Source organism: Paenibacillus sp. MMS18-CY102, from assembly GCF_009789195.1.
GTDB lineage: Bacteria > Bacillota > Bacilli > Paenibacillales > Paenibacillaceae > Paenibacillus_T.
On record NZ_WSTC01000008.1, the window covers coordinates 74,756 to 97,146 of the forward strand.

The following is a 22,391-nucleotide window of genomic DNA, read 5'->3' on the forward strand; positions in this document are numbered from 1 at the left end:
GTTAGGGTCTTTTTGTGCTCTTTTCGGGCCCTTCCGCATGAACAGCTTCCTCAGCAAAGGAATCCATTCAATAAGGGAGAGTGAACCGTATGGTGACGGAGATTTTGGAATTTAACGAAAAGTTCGTACAAGACAAGAAGTACCAGTCGTACGTGACGGACAAATACCCCGATAAAAAAGTCGCAATTCTCACTTGTATGGATACAAGGCTTGTCGAATTGTTGCCCAAAGCGTTAAACCTGCGCAATGGTGATGCCAAAATTATTAAAAACGCCGGCGCTGTGCTGACACAGCCGTTTGGAAGCGCCATGCGAAGCATACTGATCGCCATTCATGAGATGGATGTGCAAGAAGTGCTCGTCATTGGCCATCACGGCTGCGGCATGACAAATTTGAATACGGATGAGATGATCAAGAAGTTTCTCAGCAACGGCATCTCGCAAGAGGTGTTGGTCACGTTGGAAAACTCAGGCATTAAGATGGAGCGTTTCTTGAAAGGGTTCGAAACAGCCGAGGAGGGGGTCATGCATAGCGTGGATATGATCCGCCGCCATCCGCTTGTCCCTTCGCATATACCGGTTCATGGTTTTATAATGGATCCTACGACGGGCCGTTTGGAGCTTATTCATGAAGGCTACGCAGATCGGGGCATCAAGCAGGTACAAGCGAAAAACTACCCGGCTGTCCCATTTGACTAATAAGAGCAAGAGCTTGTTGCACGGCAAAAAAAGCAGTCTTAGAGAGGGGGTATCCCTTTCTGAGACTGCTTTTTCATATGTGAATGATTAGTACGGGCTAGGGGATAGTACGCATATGGAACATACAACTACACTATCTTCAGCCTCGATATGGCGAGATGCTTCCCAGCGCCGGTTGTTATTTAGTGCGGGATTAAGCTGGCTGTTCGACGCTATGGATGTTGGCATGCTGTCGTTCATTGTCGCTGCTCTCCGTGAAGAATGGCAGCTTGGCCCCCAGCAGATTGGCTTGCTTACTGCAACGAATTCCATCGGAATGGCGGCCGGGGCAGCTATAGCAGGGACACTTGCTGACCGCTATGGGCGCAGGGCGATCCTGTTATGGACACTCGTCATCTTTTCATTGGCAAGCGGCTTGTCTGCTTTAGCGGGTAGCTTCACGGTATTGCTTATTCTGCGTTTCGTTACGGGCTTCGGTCTAGGAGGTGAATTGCCTGTAGCCTCAACGCTTGTGTCTGAATCCGTACCCTTGCAATGGCGCGGCCGCGCCGTCGTGCTGCTGGAGAGCTTCTGGGCTGGCGGCTGGATTATCGCGGCGGTGATTGCTTACTTCGTATTGCCGGCATACGGCTGGCGGATCGGATTTCTCATAGGAAGCGTCCCGGTGCTTTATGCGCTTTATCTCCGCAGGACAATTCGTGAACCAGCGCGTTTCACTGAACATAACGCAAAATCGTTCACGTATCGAGCGCGCATCGCATCCGTGTGGTCCAAGCAGCATCGCCGTTCGACCGTCACGTTGTGGATACTTTGGTTCACAGTCGTTTTATCTTATTATGGCATGTTTCTTTGGCTGCCGACGGTAATGGTTTTGAAGGGCTTCAGTCTCGTCAAAAGCTTCGAATATGTGCTGATCATGACGTTAGCGCAATTGCCTGGCTATTTTACAGCGGCTTACTTGATTGAGAAGTTTGGCCGCAAGTTCGTGCTTGTCGCCTATTTGCTGCTTACGGCTGGTTGCGCTATTTGGTTCGGCCAAGCGGAGTCGACTGCTATGCTGCTTGCCGCAGGCATTGGTCTCTCGTTCTTCAACCTTGGCGCATGGGGCGCAATGTACGCCTACACGCCTGAGCTATATCCAACTGCGATACGCTCGACTGGCGTCGGCCTTGCCGCATCGTTCGGACGGATAGGCGGCGTGATCGGTCCCTATTTAGTCGGCATGCTAGTGGAGCAGCATACGAGCGTGCGAGCGATTTTCACCTTATTCTTCGTTACGATTGTTATTGGTGCGCTTGCTGTACTCGTGCTTGGTCAAGAGACGAAAGGGACTGATCCGGACGCGGACTTGATTTCTACTTAGGCGGTTCCAGGTCCAAGTCAGCTTCTGGCCCATACAGCCCAGAACGAACCATAAACCAACGGAAAATATGGGTACTAATGACTTTCAGTACGGCATAGCCGGGCACTGCTAAGATAATGCCGAGTACGCCGAACAGATTGCCTGCCGTCAAGATGACGAAGATAATCGTGACGGGATGGATGCGAAGCGTTTTGCCCATAATTTGCGGTGAAATAAACTTTCCTTCAATCAATTGGACAATCGTCCATACTGCGATCATTTTGAGCAGCATCGTCGGAGAAGTGACCGTTGCCACAATAAGTGCTGGCGTAATCGCAATAACAGGGCCCAAGTAAGGAACGACACTGGTACATGCTGCAGCAATGGCGAGAACGAGCGAATACTCCAGGCCAATGATCAAGTAACCGATGTAGAGCAGCGCCCCGATACAGATGCTAATGATGATTTGCCCGCGAATGTAGGAGCTAATTTGACGATTGGACTCATGCAATACGCGCCGTGTCTCGGGACGCAATGCAGTTGGGATGAACCACAAGATCACTTCCGAGAGCTTATGGCCATCCTTGAGCAAATAAAACAGGACGAAGGGCACAGTAACGATTGCCAAAATAAGTTCGGTAACTGCACCTAGCCATCCGCCAAGATGTTGCCATGTATTCGTCAGTACAGACGTAACACGGCGGGTCAGTTCATCGGTAAGATCCATTTGGTTAAGGCCAGTTGCCTGCTCCAGTTGGTTAAAGAAATCGCTGCCGATCCATTCGCGAAACTGCACTTCCATTTGATCGCTGTAGGATGGGAAGTTTGTAACCAAGCTCGTAATTTGCTGGCGAATGAGCGGGATGACGGCCAATATGACCAGCGCGATGACCGCGATAATTACAATATACACTAGCAGGATGGCATACACGCGCTTAAGCCGCAGCTTCACGAGCCAATCGACAATCGGCTTTAACAAGTAATAGACGACCCCTGTGAGCAGCAGCGGGAGCAGGACGGTTTTGGCTAACACGATGAACGGCGTAAAAATAAATGAAATGCGGCTAAGGACGAGTATATTGATGCCGATTAGGAGCAATACAAGCAAGCTAAGAACAAATCGATTGTTCAAGAACAAAAATCGGAATCGATTCGACCATGAACGGGTAGGCAAACTAATGTCCTCCTTCTTAATGATGAGTGATGAGCGTTGGATACAGGAATATACTAGTAGCTTATCCTTATGACGGATGTTTGAATCTCATGAAATAGAATGAACCATTCATGGACACGTTATAGGCAAGAGGAGGGATGCCAGATGGCGCGCAATAAAGAAAAGTCGTTTCAAGGCAAACAGCAAGCGATGAAGGTTAATGCCCGGGAAGCTGAGAACAATACGGCTGCATCAACAGCAGACAATCGCAACCAAAAAGGCCACATACCGAACAGCCCGTCTACCGGTTAGCAAAATGCAGAAAAGGACATTCCCGCTACGATGCCGGAATGTCCTTTTTGTATTCAAGATCGGCCGTGCGCGAAAGCGCCATCCGCTGCTCGCAATTAACCTGCCGTGACATGCTCTTCGCATTCGCTGGAGCAGAAGCCGTGATGTTCTTCAAGGCAGTCGTCGCATACGATGTGCTGCTTGTGGCAGCTATCGTCTACACAGTTAATGAACGTTTCAGCAGGGCTGTCGCAATGGTGGCAACGGCCTACGACGACTTGCTCATCAGTCCGGTTGATCGGAACCGATATCCGTTCGTCGAATACATAACATTTGCCATCGAACAGCCGGCCCTGTACTTCTGGATCTTTGCCGTAGGTGACGATGCCGCCGTCAAGCTGGTACACGTTTTTGAAGCCTTCGTCCATAAGCACGCCCGTAAGTTTCTCACAGCGAATGCCGCCGGTGCAATAGGTCAAAATCGGGCGGTCCTTAAACTCGCTCATGTTCTGGCGAATCCATTCCGGGAATTCCTTGAACGTTTCAACGTCCGGCTTAATCGCACCGCGGAAGTGCCCGAGGTCGAACTCGTAGTCGTTGCGTCCATCGAGTACGATAACATCGTCACGCTGCAAATATTCATGGAATTCCACAGGGGAGAGATGCTGGCCCGTGTACGTATTCGGGTCAAGCTCTTTCTCATAACGGAGCGTTACGAGCTCTTTTTTATAGCGAACGAACATTTTGCCAAATACATGCCCCTCCACTTCATCGATCTTAAACACCATCGTTGCGAATAGCGGATTTGCATGCATGTGCTTCATATATTGCTCAGTCTGTTCCACAGTACCGGAAACCGTGCCGTTAATTCCTTCCGATGCAATGAGAATGCGGCCTTTGAGGCCCAGTTCCTTACAGTAGGCGAGATGTTCAGCGGCGTAGAGCTCTGGCTCAGGAATGGTGACGTATTGGTAGTAGAGCAGAACTTGATAAGCAGACTTGTCAGACATGTTGTATCGTTCCTTTCCTATTTCCTGTATAAATGGAAGCGGCAGAGCGCTTAAAACTGTCTCTACCGCTTTATCTGTCATTTCAAACCTAATAGTATATCTTAATTGCTCGGCCGTCATCTGTCAAATACACCCGAATGGTTGGCCCATAGCAGCTTCATCCGGTACACTTGGTTTAGAAACTATTGGACGGGAGCTTATTATGAAAAGCCTTCTTGTCACGGGATACCGTGCTCACGAATTAAGCATATATGACCAGAAACATAAGGGCATCCCTTATATCAAAAAAGCGCTGGAATCTAAGCTCATTCCTTTAGTAGAGGAAGGCTTGGAATGGGTCATTACGTCGGGCCAATACGGCGTCGATTTATGGGCATGCGAGGTTGTGATCGAACTCAAGCGTACTTATCCGGGCCTGAAGCTGTCGATACTCGCGGCCTATCTCAACCCTGAGGAGAAGTGGAAGGAAGAGAAGCAAAACTATTATCGCGATATTTTGCGCGGGGTAGATTACTACGGGATCGTCAGCCAAAAGCCTTATGATGGCGTATGGCAGCTAACGGCACGCGATGATTTGTTGTTGCGCAAATCGGACGGCATTTTGTTGTTCTATGATGAGGACGCGGGGGAAGCAAGCCCCAAATTCATCAAGCAGCGTGCGTGGAAACGGCATGAGGATGACGGATACCGATTTATAACAATAACGGCTGAGGATGTTCAGTCGATTGCGGACGAGGAGAGCCGCGACCAGTTTGATTGACGGGTTGGGGCTAGTGGAATAGGAGGTTGGATAGATGAATACACATCATGAAATCGCATGGGCGACAGACTGGAAAGCTTATGCTGAAGTACATGCGGCGGCTTATCGGGAAGCTTATCGCGGCATCATGGATAGTGGCTACTTAGCTGCATATACGGCTGTTAATCGCGAGTCAGCGTATAAAGCGATGATTGAAGCTGGCGGCGAGAAGTCCGCGAGAGCGGCGATTTTGTCTGTGAATGGCCAGCCTGCGGGCTGCTTATTGATTGGCCCTTCGCATGATCCTGATTTAGGTGATTCGTATGGCGAGATTGAAGCAATCTATTTGCTCTCCGCCTGCAAAGGCCAAGGTTATGGAAAGCTGCTGCTCCGTTGGGGCATTGATCGGCTTATTGAGCAAGGCCATTCATTCCTATCGCTATGGGTATTAGAGGAAAACGAAGCTGCGCGTCGATTTTACGAGCGTGTTGGGTTCCAAGCAGATGGCGCAAGCCGAACGATCGAGCGAGGAAGAAAGCTGACACAGCTGCGATACATTCGTTCTAAATAAAACAAATTGACAGGCCTGTCGACGATCTGTTATCTTATTTGAAATTATAAAACGAAGAGGAGAGGGTAGAATTGGCACATTATTATATGGAACCATCCCGCACATTTAGCGAATTCCTTCTTATTCCTAACTTGACGCTGAAAAGCAGCACGCCTGCGAACGTATCGCTTAAGACCCCGATCACGAAGTTCAAAAAAGGCGAAGAGCCGGCTATCTCTCTGAATATACCGTTCTCATCGGCGGTCATGCAGTCTGTCTCGGACCATAACATGGCGACTGCACTGGCTAGATGCGGCGGTATTTCTTTTATTTTCGGTTCCCAATCGATCGAAGACCAAGCAGCGATGGTGCGCAAAGTAAAAGAATATAAAGCGGGCTTCGTCGTAAGCCGCTCGAACCTTAAACCTGAACAGACGCTGCAGGACGTGCTTGACCTCAAAGAAGAGAATGGCCATTCGACCGTTGCAATTACCGAGGACGGTACGTCGACAGGCAAGCTGCTCGGCATCGTCACTAGCCGCGACTATCGCCTTAGCCGGGATGGGCTGGACAAGCCTATTCATGAGTTTATGACACCTTTTGCATCGCTTATCTATGGCAAAGCGGGCATGTCACTTCCAGAGGCAAACAATCTGATTTGGGATAACAAGCTGAATTGTTTGCCGATCGTAGATGAGCAGCAGTATCTTCAACACCTCGTATTCCGTAAGGACTACGATTCGGATAAAGAAAATCCCCTTGGGCTGCTCGATGGGAACAAAAGTTATATCGTAGGCGCGGGCATTAATACGAAAGACTATTTGGAGCGCGTGCCAGCGCTGGTTGCAGCGGGCGTGGACGTTCTCGTTATCGACTCGTCGGACGGCTACAGCGAGTGGCAGTATGATACGGTTAAATGGGTGAAACAAAACTTCGACGTAAAAATCGGCGCAGGCAATGTTGTTGACCGTGAAGGTTTCTTATACTTGGTCGAATCCGGCGCAGACTTCGTGAAAGTTGGCATCGGCGGCGGCTCAATCTGTATTACACGTGAGCAAAAAGGGATCGGCAGGGGCCAAGCCTCTGCGATTATCGAGGTGGCGGAAGCGCGCCAGCAATATTTTGAGGAGACGGGCATTTATGTGCCAATTTGCTCCGATGGCGGCATCGTACATGATTACCACATCACGCTGGCGCTAGCAATGGGTGCGGACTTCGTCATGATGGGCCGTTATTTCGCACGGTTTGATGAGAGCCCGACGAAGAAGCTCAAGGTCGGCAATAATTTCGTAAAAGAGTTCTGGGGCGAAGGCTCCAACCGCGCTCGGAACTGGCAACGTTATGACACGGGCGGCAAGTCTGGCCTCGTATTCGAGGAAGGTGTCGATTCGTACGTGCCGTATGCAGGAACCTTGAAGGAAAACATGGACAAAACGATTAGCAAAATCAAATCTACGATGTGTAACTGCGGCTCGTTATCGATTGAAGAGCTGCAACGTACGGCACGGATCACGCTTGTCTCGGCGACAAGCTTGGTTGAAGGCGGAGCCCATGACGTTATGCTGAAGGACAGCACAATGTCTGGCGAATAAGCAATATTTTATGGCAAGCTGCCCATGTTGCGTTCATTTTAGAACCTCATGGGCGGCTTTTATTTGGTTATCGGCGTTACCGTATGGTATCATTATTGAAAACGCTCAAAGAAAGTGAACGTGAAGTACATATTTGGAGGGGTTTGTCATTACTAACGTCGTATCGAATGATGCTATGGCTATGCTGGAGAAAACAAGCCGGACCTTTTATATTCCGATCAGCCGGCTGGTGCCTGGCCTTAAGGAGGCAGTAACGTCGGGTTATCTCTGTATGCGAGCGATTGATGAGATCGAGGATCATGAAGAGATGGATGAGGCGCTCAAGAGCGAGTTGCTAAGCGGCATTCAGTATGCGCTGGAATCGGACAATCCGCTTGAGCAGACGGATAAGCTGCTAGCTCCTCACATGGATGTGCTGCCTGCTGTTACGATGCAATTGACTGATTGGCTCAAGCTTTGCCCTCCTACAGCTACTCCGATTGTGTACCGCTACACAGCGATGATGTCACAGCAGATGGCGGAGTGGGTGCATACGGGATGGAGCATTAAGACAGAAGAGGACCTCGACCGCTACACGTATAGCGTTGCTGGCATGGTAGGGGAGATGCTGTCGGAGATGTGGCAGTGGTTTGACGGAACGAATTCGGATATGAAGAAAGCGGTCGCGTTCGGCAGAGGGCTGCAAGCGGTTAATATTATGCGTAACCGGGATGAGGACCTTAAGCGTGGCGTTGATTTCTTCCCTGAAGGCTGGAGCTTCAAGGACATGCTGCAATATACGAAGCGTAACCTGAAGGTAGCGGACGACTATATCGCGGAGCTGAAGGATGGCCCGGCTACAACCTTCTGCAAAATCCCATTGGCGCTTGCACATGCAACGACGAAGCTGCTCTCGGCAGGCGGCAACAAGCTCACTCGCGCAGCTGTGTTGAAAATTGTAGGCCAATTTAACTAGTGTCGGCGGAATAGGGCATGTATTTGTGCCCTATATGCCTACCGGTGCGTTATCTGGCCGAATAGGGCATATTTTGGCATGCCATCGAGATTTCTTCGACTGCAAGAAGGCTGCAACAATGCAGCCTTCTTTTTTATTTCATCAAATCCATTTACATTTCTATAAATATAGATATAATAACGTTATGGATATTTTATCGATCATTAAGGCTTTATCCAACGAGAGCCGGTATAGCATCCTTCAGTATTTGAAACAGCCAGAAAAGCATTTCCCACTTCAAATTCATCTGCAAGAAGAAGATGATTTTGCTGGGGGAGTATGTGTAGGAGCGATTGCTGAGAAGGCAGGCTTAGCACAGTCCGTCGTATCGGGGTATCTTGTGAAGCTCCAACAGGCGGGGCTGCTGGAATGCCGCCGAATCGGGCAATGGACGTACTACAGGCGGAATGAAGCGGGCATTTTATCGTTTATCGAGCAATTTAAGGATGAACTATAACCGAGAGGACCTCTAATCAGGCAATGCCAACAGGAGCTTAGGCTCCCTTTCTTTACGGATTTACATCTATTTTTATATATATCTAGATAAATAGAAGAGTGGAGGAATTCTAATGACTAACCAACAACCATCCAATGCTGTATATGCTACGCAAGTCGCACCTTTATTCAAGCCGTTCTCGTTGGGCAAGCTTGAGTTGCGCAACCGTGTCGTGATGGCGCCTATGACACGATCATTCTCGCCTAATGGCGTGCCTGGATCTGACGTTGCAGCCTACTATCGCCGCCGTGCAGAGAATGGGGTTGGACTAATCGTCACAGAGGGTACGCTGATTGGGCATCCCGCAGCGACGGATGACCCGAACGTGCCGAATTTCCACGGCGAAGCGGCATTGAACGGCTGGGCAGAAGTTGTCAAGCAGGTGCATGAGGCTGGCGGCCGCATCATCCCGCAAATTTGGCATGTCGGAATGGTGCGTAAGGTCGGCAGCCAGCCGAACCCTGAAGCGCTTCCAATTGGCCCATCGGGGCTGGATTTACAAGGGAATAAGGTCACTGAACCGATGGCGAAAGATGAGATCGCGAAGGTCGTAGCTGCTTACGCACAAGCTGCTGCAGATGCAAAACGCATTGGCTTTGACGGTGTCGAGATTCATGGTGCGCATGGGTACCTCATTGACCAGTTTCTGTGGGAGGAGACAAACCAGCGCGATGACGAGTATGGCGGCAGCTTGGAGAAACGTGCTCGTTTTGCAGTAGAGGTTGTTGCTGCTGTCCGCGAAGCAGTCGGACCTGAATTCCCAATCGTGCTGCGCCTTTCCCAGTGGAAATCTTCGTCGTATACAGCTAAGCTTGCCAATACGCCAGAAGAGCTTGAGATCCTGCTGACGCTGCTTGTTAAAGCCGGAGTAGATATTTTCCACAGCTCGACTCGGCGCTTCTGGGAACCGGAATTTGAAGGTTCTGAGCTTAATTTTGCCGGCTGGGCGAAAAAACTGACAGGCAAACCAGTAATAACCGTCGGCTCGGTTGGCCTCGACGGCGATTTTACAAGCCTGTTCACAGAAGGAAAAGGGGCAGGAAATGCTAGCCTGGATGGACTGATTGACCGTCTAGAACGTGAAGAATTTGATCTTGTGGCTGTTGGCCGTGCATTGCTCGTTGATCCTGCGTGGGCAAACAAAATTCAAGCGGGACGCTTTGATGAGCTTATTCCATTCACACCGAAAGCGCTGAGCAGCCTCAGTTAATCGTTCGCACTCTTTACTATCACCTGTATGGGTTGCCTCTAGCCGCTAAGGCTTAGGGGCAACCTTTTTTTGATTAAGCCTTACCCAAACGCATTTTTTGGATTTCAGATTTCGCTGGAAATAAGTGAAAAGGCCAATATTGCGCATATGGTCGAGAAAATCGAAGATACTAAGAGAGAATGAGTTATGTAAGCGTTTCTTTCATGCTTTTCCTTGGACACAACCCTGATTTTTAAACCGAATTGTCGCTTTACAGTGTCTCCTCAGCAGGAGTATGATTCAATTCGTAGATTCCTGTATCGCTGAATTCTGCTAGAACAGAAACGGGGGAACCATCGAGACTAACGTTATCAGCTGATTGATTGCTGAATGAGTCTCAGGGGTGAATTGCTCGCAATATGAGCATAGGGCTACTTCAAAGCCCGAATCCGACAGCTAACCTCGTAAGCGTACTGAAGAGGAACTTAACGCTGCCTTCATTTTATTTGAGGAGCCGTGGGAAAGTTCTGCTTTCCTGCGGCTTCTTTGTTGTGTTCATTTTACTGGAGAGGTCTTGATGAAACGATGTACAGCAGGTTCAAACGGCTAGTCATTGGTCGCCCGATGAAAAGTTCAGAAATTGAAGGGGAAAAGCTTGGGAAGCTGAAGGCGCTGGCCGTCTTGTCGTCGGATGCCTTATCATCCGTCGCGTACGGTACCGAGCAAATTCTTATCGTATTAATGGCAGCGGGGTTTGCGGCGCTGTGGTACTCGATTCCGATCTCACTTGCAGTATTGGGTTTGCTGCTCATTTTGATTTTGTCCTATCGGCAAACGATTTTCGCCTATCCATCCGGGGGCGGCGCTTATATCGTCGCCAAAAACAACTTAGGCGTATCAACGGGCTTGCTTGCAGGGGGATCGCTGTTAGTCGATTACATTCTTACGGTAGCGGTTAGCTCGTCAGCAGGAACGGATGCTATAACATCGGCGTTTCCTTCGCTCCATGACCATCGGGTGCTCATTGCCATCACGATGATCTTGTTCCTTACGATTATGAACTTGCGCGGGGTAGGGGAATCTGCTTCTGTGTTAGCAATACCGGTGTATGTGTTTGTTGGCGCGATTTTCGTGCTAATCATCTCTGGGATCATTAAATATGCAACAGGCGGTGCGCATGCGCAAATCCCAGAGATGGGCTCCGCAGTATCGAATATTAGTTTGTTCCTGCTTCTCAAAGCGTTCAGTTCCGGCTGTTCGGCGCTTACCGGTGTGGAAGCAGTATCTAATGCCATTCCGAACTTTAAGAAGCCAGCGGAACGTAATGCTGCCGCAACGCTTATGTTGATGGGCGGAATACTTGGCGCGATGTTTATTGGAATTAGCTTGCTCGCTTATTGGTATGGCATTAAACCAAATCCGAAAGAAACGGTCGTCTCCCAAATTGCAGATGCGACATTCGGACGAGGCATCTTGTATTACGTGATTCAAGGCATTACCGCATTAATCTTATTCCTTGCAGCGAACACTGCATATTCGGCTTTCCCGCTTCTTGCATTTATGCTCGCGAAGGACAAATATATGCCGCATGCATTCAAAGTGCGCGGTGACCGCTTAGGCTTCTCGAACGGCATTATTTTCTTGGGCGTGTTGTCAGCTATCCTCGTAATTGTGTTTCATGGGGATACGGAAAGCTTAATTCCACTGTATGCAGTAGGCGTGTTCATCCCGTTCACGTTGTCCCAGCTTGGGATGATGGTACGATGGGTGAAGCTGAAGCCTAGCGGCTGGGTATTGAAATTTATCATCAATACAATTGGCATGCTGACGACGCTTTCCATTACGCTCATCTTTATTTTTACGAAGTTCAGCCAGGTGTGGATGGTGTTCATCTTCCTTCCGATCGTGATGTACCTGTTCTATAGCATTTATCGGCATTACATGAATACGGCGGAGCAGCTGCGCATTAACCCGCAAGAAGAGCGCCCGGTGCTCAAGGGAAGCACAATCGTCGTTCCTGTCGCTGGCATAACGCGAGTCGTGAATAATTCACTAAGCTACGCCAAGTCGCTCACCGATAACGTCGTTGCTGTTTACGTAGGATTTGATGATGAAGAGATCGAACGGATGGAGAAGAAGTGGGAAGAATGGAATCCTGGCGTTCGGCTGATTGTCCTGCGTTCAAGCTATAGAAGCATTATTCGTCCGATCGTTCGGTTCATTGAGACCGTCGAGTGGCGGGCTTCCGAAACCGACCATATTACTGTTCTAATCCCGCAATTTATTACGAAGCATTGGTGGCATTATATCCTTCATAACCAATCGGGGCTCATGCTTCGCGCTTACTTGATTAACCAGAAGAACGTCGTTATTACGACCGTGCCTTATCACCTCAAAAAATAACATGAAGAGGCCTTCTCATTCGCCATCTCGTATTGGTTGAAGGGATGGCCTCTTATCATTTGTTCATATCAATATGCTCATATCAATCGGCTGAGTATTGCTTCGATGGCCGCCGTAGCGCGAAACGGATGGCCTATGGCGCGCAACACATAAAGCGTTACACCAAGCACAGACAATGAAACGAAGACTGCCATTTCTTTCTTGGATGGCGATTGTCCAGCGTAATAAATGAAAGATATGGCGAGCAGCACTATACTAAATCCAAGCGCCAGCATTAGGTGCGCCTCTTGGGCGTAAGCAAGTATACGAGAATCAGCAGAAACGGAAGCATTACGCCAAAGATCGAATTATGAAGGAGCGTATAGTGTGTAATCCATTCGATATTTTCGATAAAATTCGGATGCATGTCGAGTGCCATAGCTGAGACGATCACGGAAAGCGGTATTGCGATTTTGCCGCGATCCGCCATTTTGAACAGGTGGGACATACCCAGTACGGCGCAATAAAAGTTCAAAGCAAGTTTAATGAACACGAATACAAGCCAACCGATGGAGATCACTGCTTCCAAGTGTTCAAGGAAGGGACTAATCTCGAGTTCCTGTGCCATTTTATATAGCGGATATGTATTATGGGAAGCACGCGACACGCCGAGTACGCCAATGATGATAAATGTAATAAACGACAAGAGGATAGCAGCTAGGATGGATCCATTCAAATAAGCGGATACTGCCTTCTGCTTCACAAACGGAAAGAGCATCATTAAGGTAAAGCCGTCCATGTAGGGAAATGCGATCATGGAACTTGACTTGAAAAATAACCCGTTCCAGTCGATCGGCATGACGGGTGTGAAATGGGACCAATCCCATGTCTTGATGGATAATAAAAAGAAGATGACAAAGGAAATGAGCAAAATCGGCATAAAAAATTCCGTCGTTCTGGCAATCGACGCGATTCCTTTAATCGTGGCATACACAGCTACCACGAGAAAGCACGCTCCGAATACTAACTCATTCGTATGCGTGAGCAATGTAATGCTCATGAAATCATTCAGATTATTAATGACCCACGCGCTGATGAGCAGCGATTGTAAAATGATTAATGATCCGGCAATTGTCCCCATGAATTTGCCTAGTAGGCTATGGCAGATTTGAATGAGATTCTGTTTGGGGAACTTAACTGTCAAATAGACCCATAGCAGGGAGCTTCCTATTCCGACAATGCCTGTCCAAAGAGGGATTAACCACCCATACTGCTTTGCGTTGCCGATCAGGGCGGGAGGAAGCAGGAAGAAGGAAGTGCTCATCGTGGAGAACAGGACGAGCAAATAAAACTGGCGAGTTGAAATAGTTGCTTGCTCCACGATTACTTTCCTCCCTTATACGGTGTCAGCAAAGTGCCTGTTTTGATGATAGACGAGTGAACCGTTACGGAGACGTCTGTTTCCATCCACGCGACGGGATTCGATTTCAATGTTGCCCATTTTGGGTTTATCCGCTTCGCAATTCGGTCTTGGATGCCTAGCAGATCCCACTGTTTCTCATTAGCGAGTTTAATCAATTTAATGGACTGGTCTTCCATTTTTTTATCGAACATCGCTTCTAACCGACGCAAGGTTTTGGAATCAAGCTTTTCCTCTTGGTCAATCGTGACGAGTTCTAAACTCGGCTTAATTCGAATGTCCAACTTGGGTTGCCCATGCTGCAGGAATAATTGATAATCCGTTTTTGGTTTGCCTATCATTTGAATCTGTGCAGATTCGCTTTCGTTCCATTTGAGATCTTGGAGTAGTGATTTGTTCGTTCCCAATAGAAAAAATAGCGTCGACAGTTGAGGTGCTTTCAGTTCGCCAATCGCATGCGCTTGTTTTATAATGGACGCCCCGACGTATTGGAAGTTTCCGCGATTCCCTTCGATTGTCTGAAACCTTTTGGTTGTCATGAAAGGCTCTTGGTCTGTTAGTTTAATCATGGAAATATAGGCAAGTTGTTCATTTTCGAAGTTTTCTAATAACGTTTTCAAATTGGACTTGTTATCAGATTGCCCCGTTACTTCATATTGCAGCTTTTGAATGCTCCTTAATTCCTTGCCCGGATTCGTCTCCATCGGTACATATGTGTTCATAATGTCCTTTATTGGGCTTTTTGTCACATAGATGGAAGTTGCCATGCGCCGCCTCGGATCGCTTTCTAAAAAATTCAACAAATCACCAATTCCATGCTTCGCAAGCCGTTCTGAAACGATGTAAGCTTGAAAGTGGTTAATAAACAGCTTTCGCGACAACGTCTGTGTCGCCAAGCGCGTAAACTCTGGCCATGACTTTCCTCTGAACTCAAACGTAAACAGTGGAGAACGAAAACTGCCGGTTTTCGATCCGGCAACGCCATTCGGATTTAACACCTGATAATAAGCTTGATAGGTTCCATCCTCATTCAAATCAACGCCAACCATATCAACAAGCGCTAAATCATTAAGCTCGTTATAATCTTTGCAGCCCTGCAGGGAGCAGATTGCAAAGAGCGTAAACATCAGCAGTAAACCGCGTGCCATTCGAGCCATTCGATTCATGAGTAATTACCTCTCATTTTTTCATTTTATACCATGGCGCTCGGAACAACGTGTCTTTGAATCGAGCCGGAATGACTGGGGCGATAGGGGAGAGGTAAGGCTCGCCTGTCGTTTTGATTGAAACAAGATGTACAACTAATAGCAGGGTGCCGCAGAATACGCCGAACAGCCCGAGGCAAACCGCCAAAAACATGTAAATAAACTGGACGATGCGTTGGCCCATTCCAAAACTAAAAGATGGGGAAACAAAATTAGCGATGGCTGTGATGCCGACAACAATCACCATTGCGGCCGACACTAATCCTGCTTCGACCGCAGCTTGGCCTAGCACGACAGCCCCTACGATGGAGATTGCTTGTCCCGTCACTGTGGGCATTCGAATCCCCGCTTCCCGCAGAAGTTCGAACATTACGAGCATAATTAACGCTTCGACCAAGGATGGAAAAGGAACGCCTTCCCGCTGTGCAGAGAGGTTAATTAACAGGGAGGAAGGAATGATTTCTTGCCTATAATTGGTCAAAGCGATATAGAGGCAAGGGGTGTACACCGAGATCAAAAACGATATAAAACGCAACCAACGAAAAATCGTCGCATACATGGATCGCTGATAGTAATCTTCTGCACTGACGAAAAACTGAAAAAATGTCACTGGTGCAATGAGGCAATAAGGCGTACCGTTGGTTAATATTGCAATTTTGCCTTCTGCCAAATGCGCGCTAACGACATCAGGGCGTTCGGTGTTAAGAAGGCGTGGAAAAGGGGTGATCTCGCGTTCCTCTATCCATTCTTCGATATTCGTACTTTCGAAAATCGCATCGGTTTGGATAGAAAGGAGCCGATCCCGGTACGTTTGAATTCTCGCTTCAGATGCTTTGCCTTTCATGTATATGAGAAATACTTTAGTTCTGGTAAGTTGTCCAATCTCAAAACTTTCGAATGTAAGTTCGGGCGATTTCACTCGATTCCTAATAAGGGACACGTTCGTTAAAATATCTTCATTAAAGCCTTCTGCAGGGCCCCTGACTGTCTTCTCAGACTTGGGTTCTCCAATTGTCCGATGCTTAAACTTGGCCACATCACAAATATAGGCTTCGTGATGGGATGCAAGAAGAATAATGCACTGGCCATCTGTTAGGCTAACAATAAGCTTTTCAGGCGTTGATTCCACGGTAAAGGGGACACCTGATAGCCGGTCACGCACTTTTGCTATTTTGTAATCAGAGCTCCAGTCATGTTCAAAATGAAGGTCCAGCAGTGGAAGCAACATGAATTTCTGTATTTGGTCTTTATCCGCTAACGTATCCAAGTAAGCACATACGACCATGACGTCGGCATCGATGTGAAACTGATGGCATTTGTAGTCAGGCTGCAATGCCATGTTTTGTTGTGATGCAAGCTGATACTTTTCAAGTAATGTCATTGCAGTCCCCCCTCGCCAATTGTTCTTAACATTCCCATTCATTTCCTCGTTATGCGTTGTGATGATGAAGAAACCCGCTGTCCTTGTAGGAAGCGGGATTCAATACAAGCGAGATGCCACATTAGTCTCGGCCTGCCAAATATAGCAATTTGGCAATGTGATGGGGCTCAGTCTTAGCTGTCGTCATATGGTCGCCGTGGCCTTTAATTAATCGGAACAGCCCTAAGCGGCTGGACATTCTCGGATGCCAGCTATAATCGGGGCCATATTGCGGCAAAACCGCATCTTCCGTCAAGTAAACATAGCTGCGCGGCATCGTCAGCGTATAGAACTTCGATAGATCAAGCTTCTCATATAAGGGACCTGCTGGTTCAGGTGAAATCCGGTCATACAAGTATTTTGCCTGCTCGAATGATGCGAGATTTACGAAAGTATCCCGAAAAAGCGGGAATGGCAGCATAATCGTATTATTGCCAGAGTTTTTTCGAATCTGGTCGAATGCCTGCTGGGCAGCTGGCGGCACTTCCTCGAAAGCACTTTCGCCATTGTTTAAGACAAAAGCGTTCCAGAACACAAGCCGTTTGATCCGGTCAGGGACGAGCTCAGCGGCCTTCTGCACGACTGTACCGCCAAAGCTGTGAGCGACCAGGACGACATCCCGCAATTGATGCTGGATGATATAGTCAGCGATCGCTTGGCTTTGCATAGCATGCGTCACGTTCTTGTTCAGGTCGCTGCCATGGCCAGGGTATTCCGGCGCATGGACGATATGTCCCATACGCTGCAAGTGCGCTGCTATTCCATCCCAGAAGCTCGCATCTGCCCATGCGCCATGCACAAGGACGAACGTGAGAGGATGAATATTGAAATGATGGAGATTCATCGTGTTAAAATCCTTTCCATTCGTGATAAGCTACCATATGCCTAATGCAGCCAAATGGGAAATAAAAGTTGCAGCTAAGGCTGTCCTTGTTGTAGGATGAGGGACAAGGAATAGGGTGAGGAGAGAATTGAGATGAAAATCAATGTGGAACCCGCTGTGGCACAGTGGTATATAGACGAAATGGGGCTCAAGCACGGCGATCAGCTGCATATTTTCGTCCGGCTAGGCGGTTGTGGCAGCGTGCAGCCTGGCATGTCGCTTGGCATAACAAAGGAGCCATCGGAGGCGCCCCGCTTGAAGCAGGTGAGCGAAGGCATCGAATTTTATATGCTGGAGGACCAGCTCTGGTATTTGGAAAATAAGAGCCTGTCTCTGCAGTTTAATGAGAAGGAAGAAGGCGTCGGATTTTACGTTTCTTAGTATAATAAGCACTCATTAGAGGCATGTAGGGGATATTTCCGTATATGCCTATTTTTATTGGGGAAAATAAATAGTTTACATAATATAAGTTATGTAAATAATTGAAGTTCGAGGCGCATGATGAAGTTATACGGACACGTCTTGCAATCATATAGATTGGGTAAGCGCGGGTATCGTCGAACCTTGTCCTATTGCATGAAGCAGCATGACTTACGACGGGCTTGAGGGGGGAGGAGGTTGCGATTCCAACTAGCCGAAGAAGTGGAGATGACGCGTTCGGTTCTACGGGAGTTTGCACGGGAGAAGGTTGCTTTAGGTGCGATTGCACGGGATGAGGCGCAGGCTTTGGATTTTACTATTTTTCGTCAAATGGGGGAGCTCGGCCTAACGGGGATCTTATTCCCTGAACGGTACGGAGGCGCAGGCGGTGACACGATTACCTATACGGCAGTACTGGAAGAGCTAGCTAAAGTATGTGCGTCAACTGCTGCAATTTTGGCGATGCATACGGCATATGCAGCGTGGCCGATTTATCAATTCGGGAATAGCCGTTTACGCGAGGAAATGCTCGTGCCTTTAGCACAAGGAACGCAGCTTGGCGGTGCAGGCTTAGCGAACGTATCCCAAAGAATGGAGGATGGGGCATTAGCTAAGCCGCTACTTGCAGATGAACGTGAGGGGCATATTCGATTGCAAGGCACGCATCCTTTGGTTTTGTTCGGCGGCCATGCTGATGTCTATGTTTTAGCTGCCCGTCTGGCTAGCACTGGAAAGACGAATGTGTTTGTGCTGCTTAATGGAACAGCTGGCCTGCAAGTCAATCCACCGATGTCGAAATTAGGCTTGCGGTCCATGCCGATGTCGGCTGTGGTATTGCAGGGCTGCGAGATTCCAATCGAGCAACGCTTAGGGAAATCAAGCCGTGGTCCAACTGGCGCAACCTCGAAGATGGCCTTGCTAGGGCAGTTAAGTGCCGCTGCCATATCAGTTGGCATCGCCCAAGGCGCATTAGAGGAAGCAGCCGCGTATGCGAAGGCTCGCAAACAGTTTGGCGTTACGATAAGCCGCCAGCAAGGGATCTTATTTAAGCTGGCTGATATGTCGGTTCGTACCGACGCTGCACGGCTGCTCGTTTATGACGCCGCATGGCGCTTGGATACGGGGTTAGAGGCAGTTCGAGCTTGCGCTATCGCTCGCCGTTATGCAGCGGAAGCCGCTGTAGCGGTTACGACAGAAGCGGTGCAGGTGCTGGGCGGTTATGGATACATGAGGGAATATCAGTTGGAACGGTACATGAGGGACGCTAAATGTATGGAATCAGAATTAGGGCTTGGTGGCATGGTTGTGAATGAGGATGCACGTATCTTGTCACAGTAGGAGGCGGCGCCATGCGGCGTTCAGTCATTGTTGGCGGTGCGCGGACAGCATTCGGCAAATTCGGCGGTGTGTTTGCGCAGGTAAGCGCAGCTGAATTAGGCGCTGCTGCTATACGTGGCGCGATAGCGAATAGCGGCGCAGATGCGGCGCGGATCGAGCATGCCATAATGGGCATGGTGCTCCAAGGGGGAGCTGGCCAGATCCCATCGCGGCAAGCAGCTAGGTTGGCCGGGCTTGGATGGAATGTCCCAACGGAAACGGTGAACAAAGTATGCGCTTCGGGCCTGAGAGCCATATCGCTTGCGGATTCCATGATTCGAAGCGGTGACGTCGGCATCGTAGCCGCTGGCGGAATGGAAAGCATGAGCAGCGCGCCTTTTGCAGTGCCAACCGCTCGCTGGGGAGCTCGAATGGGCAACGTGGCTTTAACGGATCTCATGCTGCATGACGGGCTCTTGTGCGCATTTGATCATGTACCTATGGCTGAGCATGGGAACCGAGCTGCGATCAAGCATGGGATCAGCCGAGAGGAACAGGATGATTGGGCACTCCGGAGCCATTCGTTGGCTGTTGCAGCTGGTTGGCAGGGCAAGTTCGCCGATGAGATCACCGCGTTCGAATCGGTTAAGGGAAAGGTTGTCTCCGATGAATGCCCGCGGCCAGACACTAGCAAACTTAAGCTGGCAAAGCTGCTCCCCATTCATGATGCGAACGGTACAGGCACGATTACAGCAGGCAATGCACCGGGCGTGAATGATGGAGCAGCAGCGGTTATCGTCATGTCACGGGAAGCTGCGATGCAGGAAGGGCTTGCTCCGCTAGCTGAGATTGTCGGCCACGCGGCGATTGGCGCAAAGCCGCATGAACTTGCTGAAGCGCCTGGCTTTGCCATTCGAAAGCTGCTGCAGCAGACTGGAATTGACTTAACTTCGATCGAGCTGTTTGAAGTGAATGAAGCTTTCGCAGCCGTCGTGCTGACCTGTGGGAGAATGCTTCAGTGGGATGAAGAACGGGTCAATGTCAAGGGCGGGGCAATCGCATTAGGCCATCCGATTGGCGCGAGCGGCGCCCGAATCGTATTGACGCTCATCCATGAGCTTAAGCGAAGGGGCGGGGGCTTGGGCATTGCCGCAATATGCAGCGGAGGCGGGCAAGGGGATGCAATGTTGCTTCGCGTGGATGGATGAATGCCACGAGATGAGGTGAACACAATGCCGGTTCAAGCCGTGTCGGTTATAGGCGCTGGACAGATGGGCAGCGGGATTGCCCAGACGCTGCTGCAGCACGGATTTGCCGTGACGCTGTATGACATTCAACAAGCTGCGGTGATGCGCGGATGCGCAACGATTGAAGCGGCATTCAACCGACAAGTGGAGAAAAGCCGTGTCACGCAGGCGCAGCGAGAGGAGTGGCTGGCGCGATTGGCCGCCGCCACGCGACTGGAAGATGTTGCTGGCAGCGATGTAGTAATCGAAGCTGCGCCTGAGCATTTGGAGACGAAAACCTCGTTGTTCCAGTCGCTTGATCGAATCTGCCAGCCGCAAACAATCCTTGCTTCTAACACTTCCTCCATCTCAATCACAACGATTGCATCTGTGACACAGCGGCCTAGCCAGGTGATCGGCATGCATTTTATGAATCCGGTACCGGTCATGCCGTTGGTTGAAATTATTCGTGGATTAGGAACGTCGGATGTGACTTGTGCAACGATTGCGGACCTAACACAGCAGCTCGGCAAAACGCCAGTCGAGGTGCGCGATTTCCCCGGCTTCGTATCGAATCGCCTGTTGATGCCGATGATCAACGAAGCGGTTTATGCCGTATATGAGGGCATCGCTTCCCCTGAGGCGGTCGATCAAGTGATGAAGCTGGGGATGAACCATCCGATGGGGCCATTAGCGCTAGCCGACCTGATCGGGCTAGATACATGCTTGGCAATCATGGAGACGCTTCATGCAGGCTTCGGCGATAGCAAGTACCGTCCTTGCCCGCTGCTTCGCCAATATGTGTCGGCTGGCTGGCATGGGCGCAAGAGCGGCAAAGGTTTCTATGTTTACAAAGGACGGAGGTAGGCCGCTCATAAGAAAGTGAGGTGCGGCAATGGAGCTCCGGTTCACAGATGGGCAAGAGGCGATTCGGCAAAAGGCGCGGCAGTTCGCCGTTGAGGAAATTACACCTCTCATTCCTCATATGGAGGAGGATGGCGACTCATCATTCCCGGCAGAGCTGGCCAAACGAATGGCGGAATTGGATTTAATGGGCATTCCAATTCCGAAGCAATGGGGCGGCGCGGGCAATGATTTTATCTCCTATATAGCAGCCATCAATGAAATATCGCGTGTGAGCGCGGCAGTCGGCGTTATTTTGTCCGTGCATACATCGGTTGGAACGCTCCCGATTTTATATTACGGCACAGAACAGCAGCGTATCGGCTATGTCAGCAAGCTTGCAAGCGGCCAATGGCTAGGCGCATTTGCGCTCACAGAGCCGCAAGCCGGTTCAGACGCTGCATCCATTCGTACGCGGGCGGTTAAATCTGGCAGCCAATACGTGCTGAATGGGACCAAAATGTTCATTACGAATGCAGGCGCAGCAGATCTGTACATCACGTTCGCCGTAACTGATCCTGCGCAAGGCCCGGGCGGCATTACTGCGTTTTTGCTAGAACGCGGGGCACAGGGGCTAACCATTGGCAAGAAGGAGAAAAAAATGGGGCTGCATGGCTCCAATACATGCGAGTTAACGTTCGAGGATGTGCACATTCCTGCTTCCCAGCGGCTAGGCGAAGAAGGGCAAGGGTTCGCGATTGCAAAAGGCTCGCTCGACGGCGGCCGGATCGGCATTGCTGCGCAGTCGCTTGGCATTGCAGAAGCAGCGCTGCAGCTGCTTCATTCCGGGCTGGCAATCCCGCCGCGCAACAAACAGGCGAATTCGCCGATTCGGGGACGCATTCGATCCAGCGCCGATGCCGTGAGAGTGGCAGCGCTCACCGCACAAGTTGAAGCGGCGCGGCTATTGGTTTATCGGGCTGCCTATATGCGCCAAGAAGGGCAGCCCTGTACGCGAGAGTCGTCGGCTGCGAAATTATTCGCGTCGGATACGGCGGTCGAAGTGGCTGGAGCAGCAGTACGATGGCTTGGGCGTGCAGGATATTCGAAGCTTGAGCCAGCGGAGCGCTTGTTCCGCGATGCGAAGGTGACGCAAATTTATGAGGGAACGAATGAAATTCATCGCATCGTTATCGGCAATCAACTGCTGAAGTAGGACGC

The 22,391-nt window shown here is 49.7% G+C and carries 22 protein-coding genes and 1 riboswitch; of the genes, 15 read left to right on the plus strand and 7 right to left on the minus strand.

Translation table 11 applies throughout. The features are described 5' to 3' along the window. Positions 1-89 precede the first annotated feature (89 nt). Entirely contained in the window at positions 90-698 is a 609-nt protein-coding gene (locus tag GON22_RS07765) for a beta-class carbonic anhydrase (RefSeq protein WP_160395544.1), read from the plus strand. A 115-nt stretch (positions 699-813) separates the two neighbouring features. Further along, positions 814-2,061 (plus strand): MFS transporter, encoded by a 1,248-nt coding sequence (locus tag GON22_RS07770; RefSeq protein ID WP_160395545.1) that lies wholly within the window; start codon positions 814-816, stop codon positions 2,059-2,061. Here the strand turns inward: GON22_RS07770 and GON22_RS07775 are convergent. Next, positions 2,054-3,214 (minus strand): AI-2E family transporter, encoded by a 1,161-nt coding sequence (locus GON22_RS07775; RefSeq protein WP_202113139.1) that lies wholly within the window; start codon positions 3,212-3,214, stop codon positions 2,054-2,056. The genes GON22_RS07770 and GON22_RS07775 overlap by 8 nt on opposite strands. A gap of 144 nt (positions 3,215-3,358) precedes the next feature. Here GON22_RS07775 and GON22_RS25685 point away from each other — a divergent pair, with 144 nt between their 5' ends. Continuing rightward, positions 3,359-3,505 (plus strand): hypothetical protein, encoded by a 147-nt coding sequence (locus tag GON22_RS25685; RefSeq protein WP_202113140.1) that lies wholly within the window; start codon positions 3,359-3,361, stop codon positions 3,503-3,505. A 95-nt stretch (positions 3,506-3,600) separates the two neighbouring features. Here GON22_RS25685 and trhO read toward each other — a convergent pair whose 3' ends face one another. Next, positions 3,601-4,494, minus strand: a complete 894-nt coding sequence (gene trhO, locus GON22_RS07780; protein WP_160395546.1) for an oxygen-dependent tRNA uridine(34) hydroxylase TrhO — start codon at positions 4,492-4,494, stop codon at positions 3,601-3,603. Positions 4,495-4,696: 202 nt separating this feature from the next. Between trhO and GON22_RS07785 the strand changes: the two genes are divergently transcribed. From GON22_RS07785 to GON22_RS07815, 7 genes are all read left to right on the plus strand, one after another. Further along, complete coding sequence (locus GON22_RS07785) at positions 4,697-5,254, plus strand: DUF1273 domain-containing protein (protein ID WP_160395547.1); 558 nt, start codon at positions 4,697-4,699, stop codon at positions 5,252-5,254. A gap of 34 nt (positions 5,255-5,288) precedes the next feature. Next, positions 5,289-5,804: a GNAT family N-acetyltransferase gene (locus GON22_RS07790; protein WP_160395548.1), complete on the plus strand. Its 516-nt coding sequence runs from the start codon at positions 5,289-5,291 to the stop codon at positions 5,802-5,804. 71 nt (positions 5,805-5,875) lie between these two features. Continuing rightward, positions 5,876-7,375: an IMP dehydrogenase gene (locus tag GON22_RS07795; protein WP_160395549.1), complete on the plus strand. Its 1,500-nt coding sequence runs from the start codon at positions 5,876-5,878 to the stop codon at positions 7,373-7,375. 133 nt (positions 7,376-7,508) lie between these two features. After that, positions 7,509-8,330, plus strand: a complete 822-nt coding sequence (locus GON22_RS07800; protein WP_237179067.1) for a squalene/phytoene synthase family protein — start codon at positions 7,509-7,511, stop codon at positions 8,328-8,330. A 184-nt stretch (positions 8,331-8,514) separates the two neighbouring features. Continuing rightward, positions 8,515-8,826 (plus strand): ArsR/SmtB family transcription factor, encoded by a 312-nt coding sequence (locus GON22_RS07805; RefSeq protein WP_160395550.1) that lies wholly within the window; start codon positions 8,515-8,517, stop codon positions 8,824-8,826. A gap of 112 nt (positions 8,827-8,938) precedes the next feature. Then, positions 8,939-10,075: an NADH:flavin oxidoreductase gene (locus tag GON22_RS07810; RefSeq protein ID WP_160395551.1), complete on the plus strand. Its 1,137-nt coding sequence runs from the start codon at positions 8,939-8,941 to the stop codon at positions 10,073-10,075. Positions 10,076-10,365: 290 nt separating this feature from the next. Next, a riboswitch (cyclic di-AMP (ydaO/yuaA leader) is annotated at positions 10,366-10,540 on the plus strand. Between the two features lie 99 nt (positions 10,541-10,639). Beyond that, positions 10,640-12,457 (plus strand): APC family permease, encoded by a 1,818-nt coding sequence (locus tag GON22_RS07815; RefSeq protein ID WP_160395552.1) that lies wholly within the window; start codon positions 10,640-10,642, stop codon positions 12,455-12,457. A 77-nt stretch (positions 12,458-12,534) separates the two neighbouring features. On the opposite strand, the gene GON22_RS07820 is transcribed toward GON22_RS07815, so the two are convergent. From GON22_RS07820 to GON22_RS07840, 5 genes are all read right to left on the minus strand, one after another. Further along, positions 12,535-12,732 carry a hypothetical protein gene (locus GON22_RS07820; RefSeq protein ID WP_160395553.1) on the minus strand — a complete coding sequence of 66 codons (198 nt, stop codon included), beginning with the start codon at positions 12,730-12,732 and terminating at the stop codon, positions 12,535-12,537. Next, positions 12,732-13,817: an endospore germination permease gene (locus GON22_RS07825; RefSeq protein WP_160395554.1), complete on the minus strand. Its 1,086-nt coding sequence runs from the start codon at positions 13,815-13,817 to the stop codon at positions 12,732-12,734. The genes GON22_RS07820 and GON22_RS07825 overlap by 1 nt, the downstream gene beginning before the upstream one ends. A gap of 2 nt (positions 13,818-13,819) precedes the next feature. Beyond that, positions 13,820-15,022, minus strand: coding sequence for a Ger(x)C family spore germination protein (locus GON22_RS07830; RefSeq protein ID WP_160395555.1), 1,203 nt, complete (start codon positions 15,020-15,022; stop codon positions 13,820-13,822). A gap of 13 nt (positions 15,023-15,035) precedes the next feature. Then, complete coding sequence (locus tag GON22_RS07835) at positions 15,036-16,442, minus strand: spore germination protein (RefSeq protein WP_160395556.1); 1,407 nt, start codon at positions 16,440-16,442, stop codon at positions 15,036-15,038. Between the two features lie 121 nt (positions 16,443-16,563). After that, positions 16,564-17,325: an alpha/beta hydrolase gene (locus GON22_RS07840; protein WP_160395557.1), complete on the minus strand. Its 762-nt coding sequence runs from the start codon at positions 17,323-17,325 to the stop codon at positions 16,564-16,566. Between the two features lie 132 nt (positions 17,326-17,457). Here GON22_RS07840 and GON22_RS07845 point away from each other — a divergent pair, with 132 nt between their 5' ends. The 5 genes from GON22_RS07845 to GON22_RS07865 all read left to right on the plus strand — a co-directional run bounded on the left by GON22_RS07845 (position 17,458) and on the right by GON22_RS07865 (position 22,386). Further along, positions 17,458-17,745, plus strand: coding sequence for a HesB/YadR/YfhF family protein (locus tag GON22_RS07845; protein ID WP_160395558.1), 288 nt, complete (start codon positions 17,458-17,460; stop codon positions 17,743-17,745). Positions 17,746-17,982: 237 nt separating this feature from the next. Continuing rightward, positions 17,983-19,122 (plus strand): acyl-CoA dehydrogenase family protein, encoded by a 1,140-nt coding sequence (locus GON22_RS07850; RefSeq protein WP_160395559.1) that lies wholly within the window; start codon positions 17,983-17,985, stop codon positions 19,120-19,122. A gap of 11 nt (positions 19,123-19,133) precedes the next feature. After that, positions 19,134-20,309, plus strand: coding sequence for an acetyl-CoA C-acetyltransferase (locus tag GON22_RS07855; RefSeq protein ID WP_160395560.1), 1,176 nt, complete (start codon positions 19,134-19,136; stop codon positions 20,307-20,309). Between the two features lie 24 nt (positions 20,310-20,333). Next, on the plus strand, positions 20,334-21,194 hold the full coding sequence (locus tag GON22_RS07860) for a 3-hydroxybutyryl-CoA dehydrogenase (protein ID WP_160395640.1): 861 nt from the start codon (positions 20,334-20,336) through the stop codon (positions 21,192-21,194). Between the two features lie 28 nt (positions 21,195-21,222). Further along, positions 21,223-22,386, plus strand: a complete 1,164-nt coding sequence (locus tag GON22_RS07865; protein WP_160395561.1) for an acyl-CoA dehydrogenase family protein — start codon at positions 21,223-21,225, stop codon at positions 22,384-22,386. The last annotated feature ends 5 nt before the right edge of the window (positions 22,387-22,391 follow it).

Bases quoted from the DNA above. Each gene is read 5' to 3' on its own strand.
- GON22_RS07805 (WP_160395550.1), top strand. From the start codon at position 8,515: ATGGATATTTTATCGATCATTAAGGCTTTATCCAACGAGAGCCGGTAT.
- GON22_RS07840 (WP_160395557.1), bottom strand. From the start codon at position 17,325: ATGAATCTCCATCATTTCAATATTCATCCTCTCACGTTCGTCCTTGTG.
- GON22_RS07860 (WP_160395640.1), top strand. From the start codon at position 20,334: ATGCCGGTTCAAGCCGTGTCGGTTATAGGCGCTGGACAGATGGGCAGC.
- GON22_RS07815 (WP_160395552.1), top strand. From the start codon at position 10,640: ATGTACAGCAGGTTCAAACGGCTAGTCATTGGTCGCCCGATGAAAAGT.
- GON22_RS07845 (WP_160395558.1), top strand. From the start codon at position 17,458: ATGAAAATCAATGTGGAACCCGCTGTGGCACAGTGGTATATAGACGAA.
- GON22_RS07835 (WP_160395556.1), bottom strand. From the start codon at position 16,442: ATGACATTACTTGAAAAGTATCAGCTTGCATCACAACAAAACATGGCA.
- GON22_RS07765 (WP_160395544.1), top strand. From the start codon at position 90: ATGGTGACGGAGATTTTGGAATTTAACGAAAAGTTCGTACAAGACAAG.
- trhO (WP_160395546.1), bottom strand. From the start codon at position 4,494: ATGTCTGACAAGTCTGCTTATCAAGTTCTGCTCTACTACCAATACGTC.
- GON22_RS07810 (WP_160395551.1), top strand. From the start codon at position 8,939: ATGACTAACCAACAACCATCCAATGCTGTATATGCTACGCAAGTCGCA.
- GON22_RS07785 (WP_160395547.1), top strand. From the start codon at position 4,697: ATGAAAAGCCTTCTTGTCACGGGATACCGTGCTCACGAATTAAGCATA.
- GON22_RS25685 (WP_202113140.1), top strand. From the start codon at position 3,359: ATGGCGCGCAATAAAGAAAAGTCGTTTCAAGGCAAACAGCAAGCGATG.
- GON22_RS07865 (WP_160395561.1), top strand. From the start codon at position 21,223: ATGGAGCTCCGGTTCACAGATGGGCAAGAGGCGATTCGGCAAAAGGCG.
- GON22_RS07790 (WP_160395548.1), top strand. From the start codon at position 5,289: ATGAATACACATCATGAAATCGCATGGGCGACAGACTGGAAAGCTTAT.
- GON22_RS07855 (WP_160395560.1), top strand. From the start codon at position 19,134: ATGCGGCGTTCAGTCATTGTTGGCGGTGCGCGGACAGCATTCGGCAAA.
- GON22_RS07770 (WP_160395545.1), top strand. From the start codon at position 814: ATGGAACATACAACTACACTATCTTCAGCCTCGATATGGCGAGATGCT.
- GON22_RS07830 (WP_160395555.1), bottom strand. From the start codon at position 15,022: ATGAATCGAATGGCTCGAATGGCACGCGGTTTACTGCTGATGTTTACG.
- GON22_RS07820 (WP_160395553.1), bottom strand. From the start codon at position 12,732: ATGCTGGCGCTTGGATTTAGTATAGTGCTGCTCGCCATATCTTTCATT.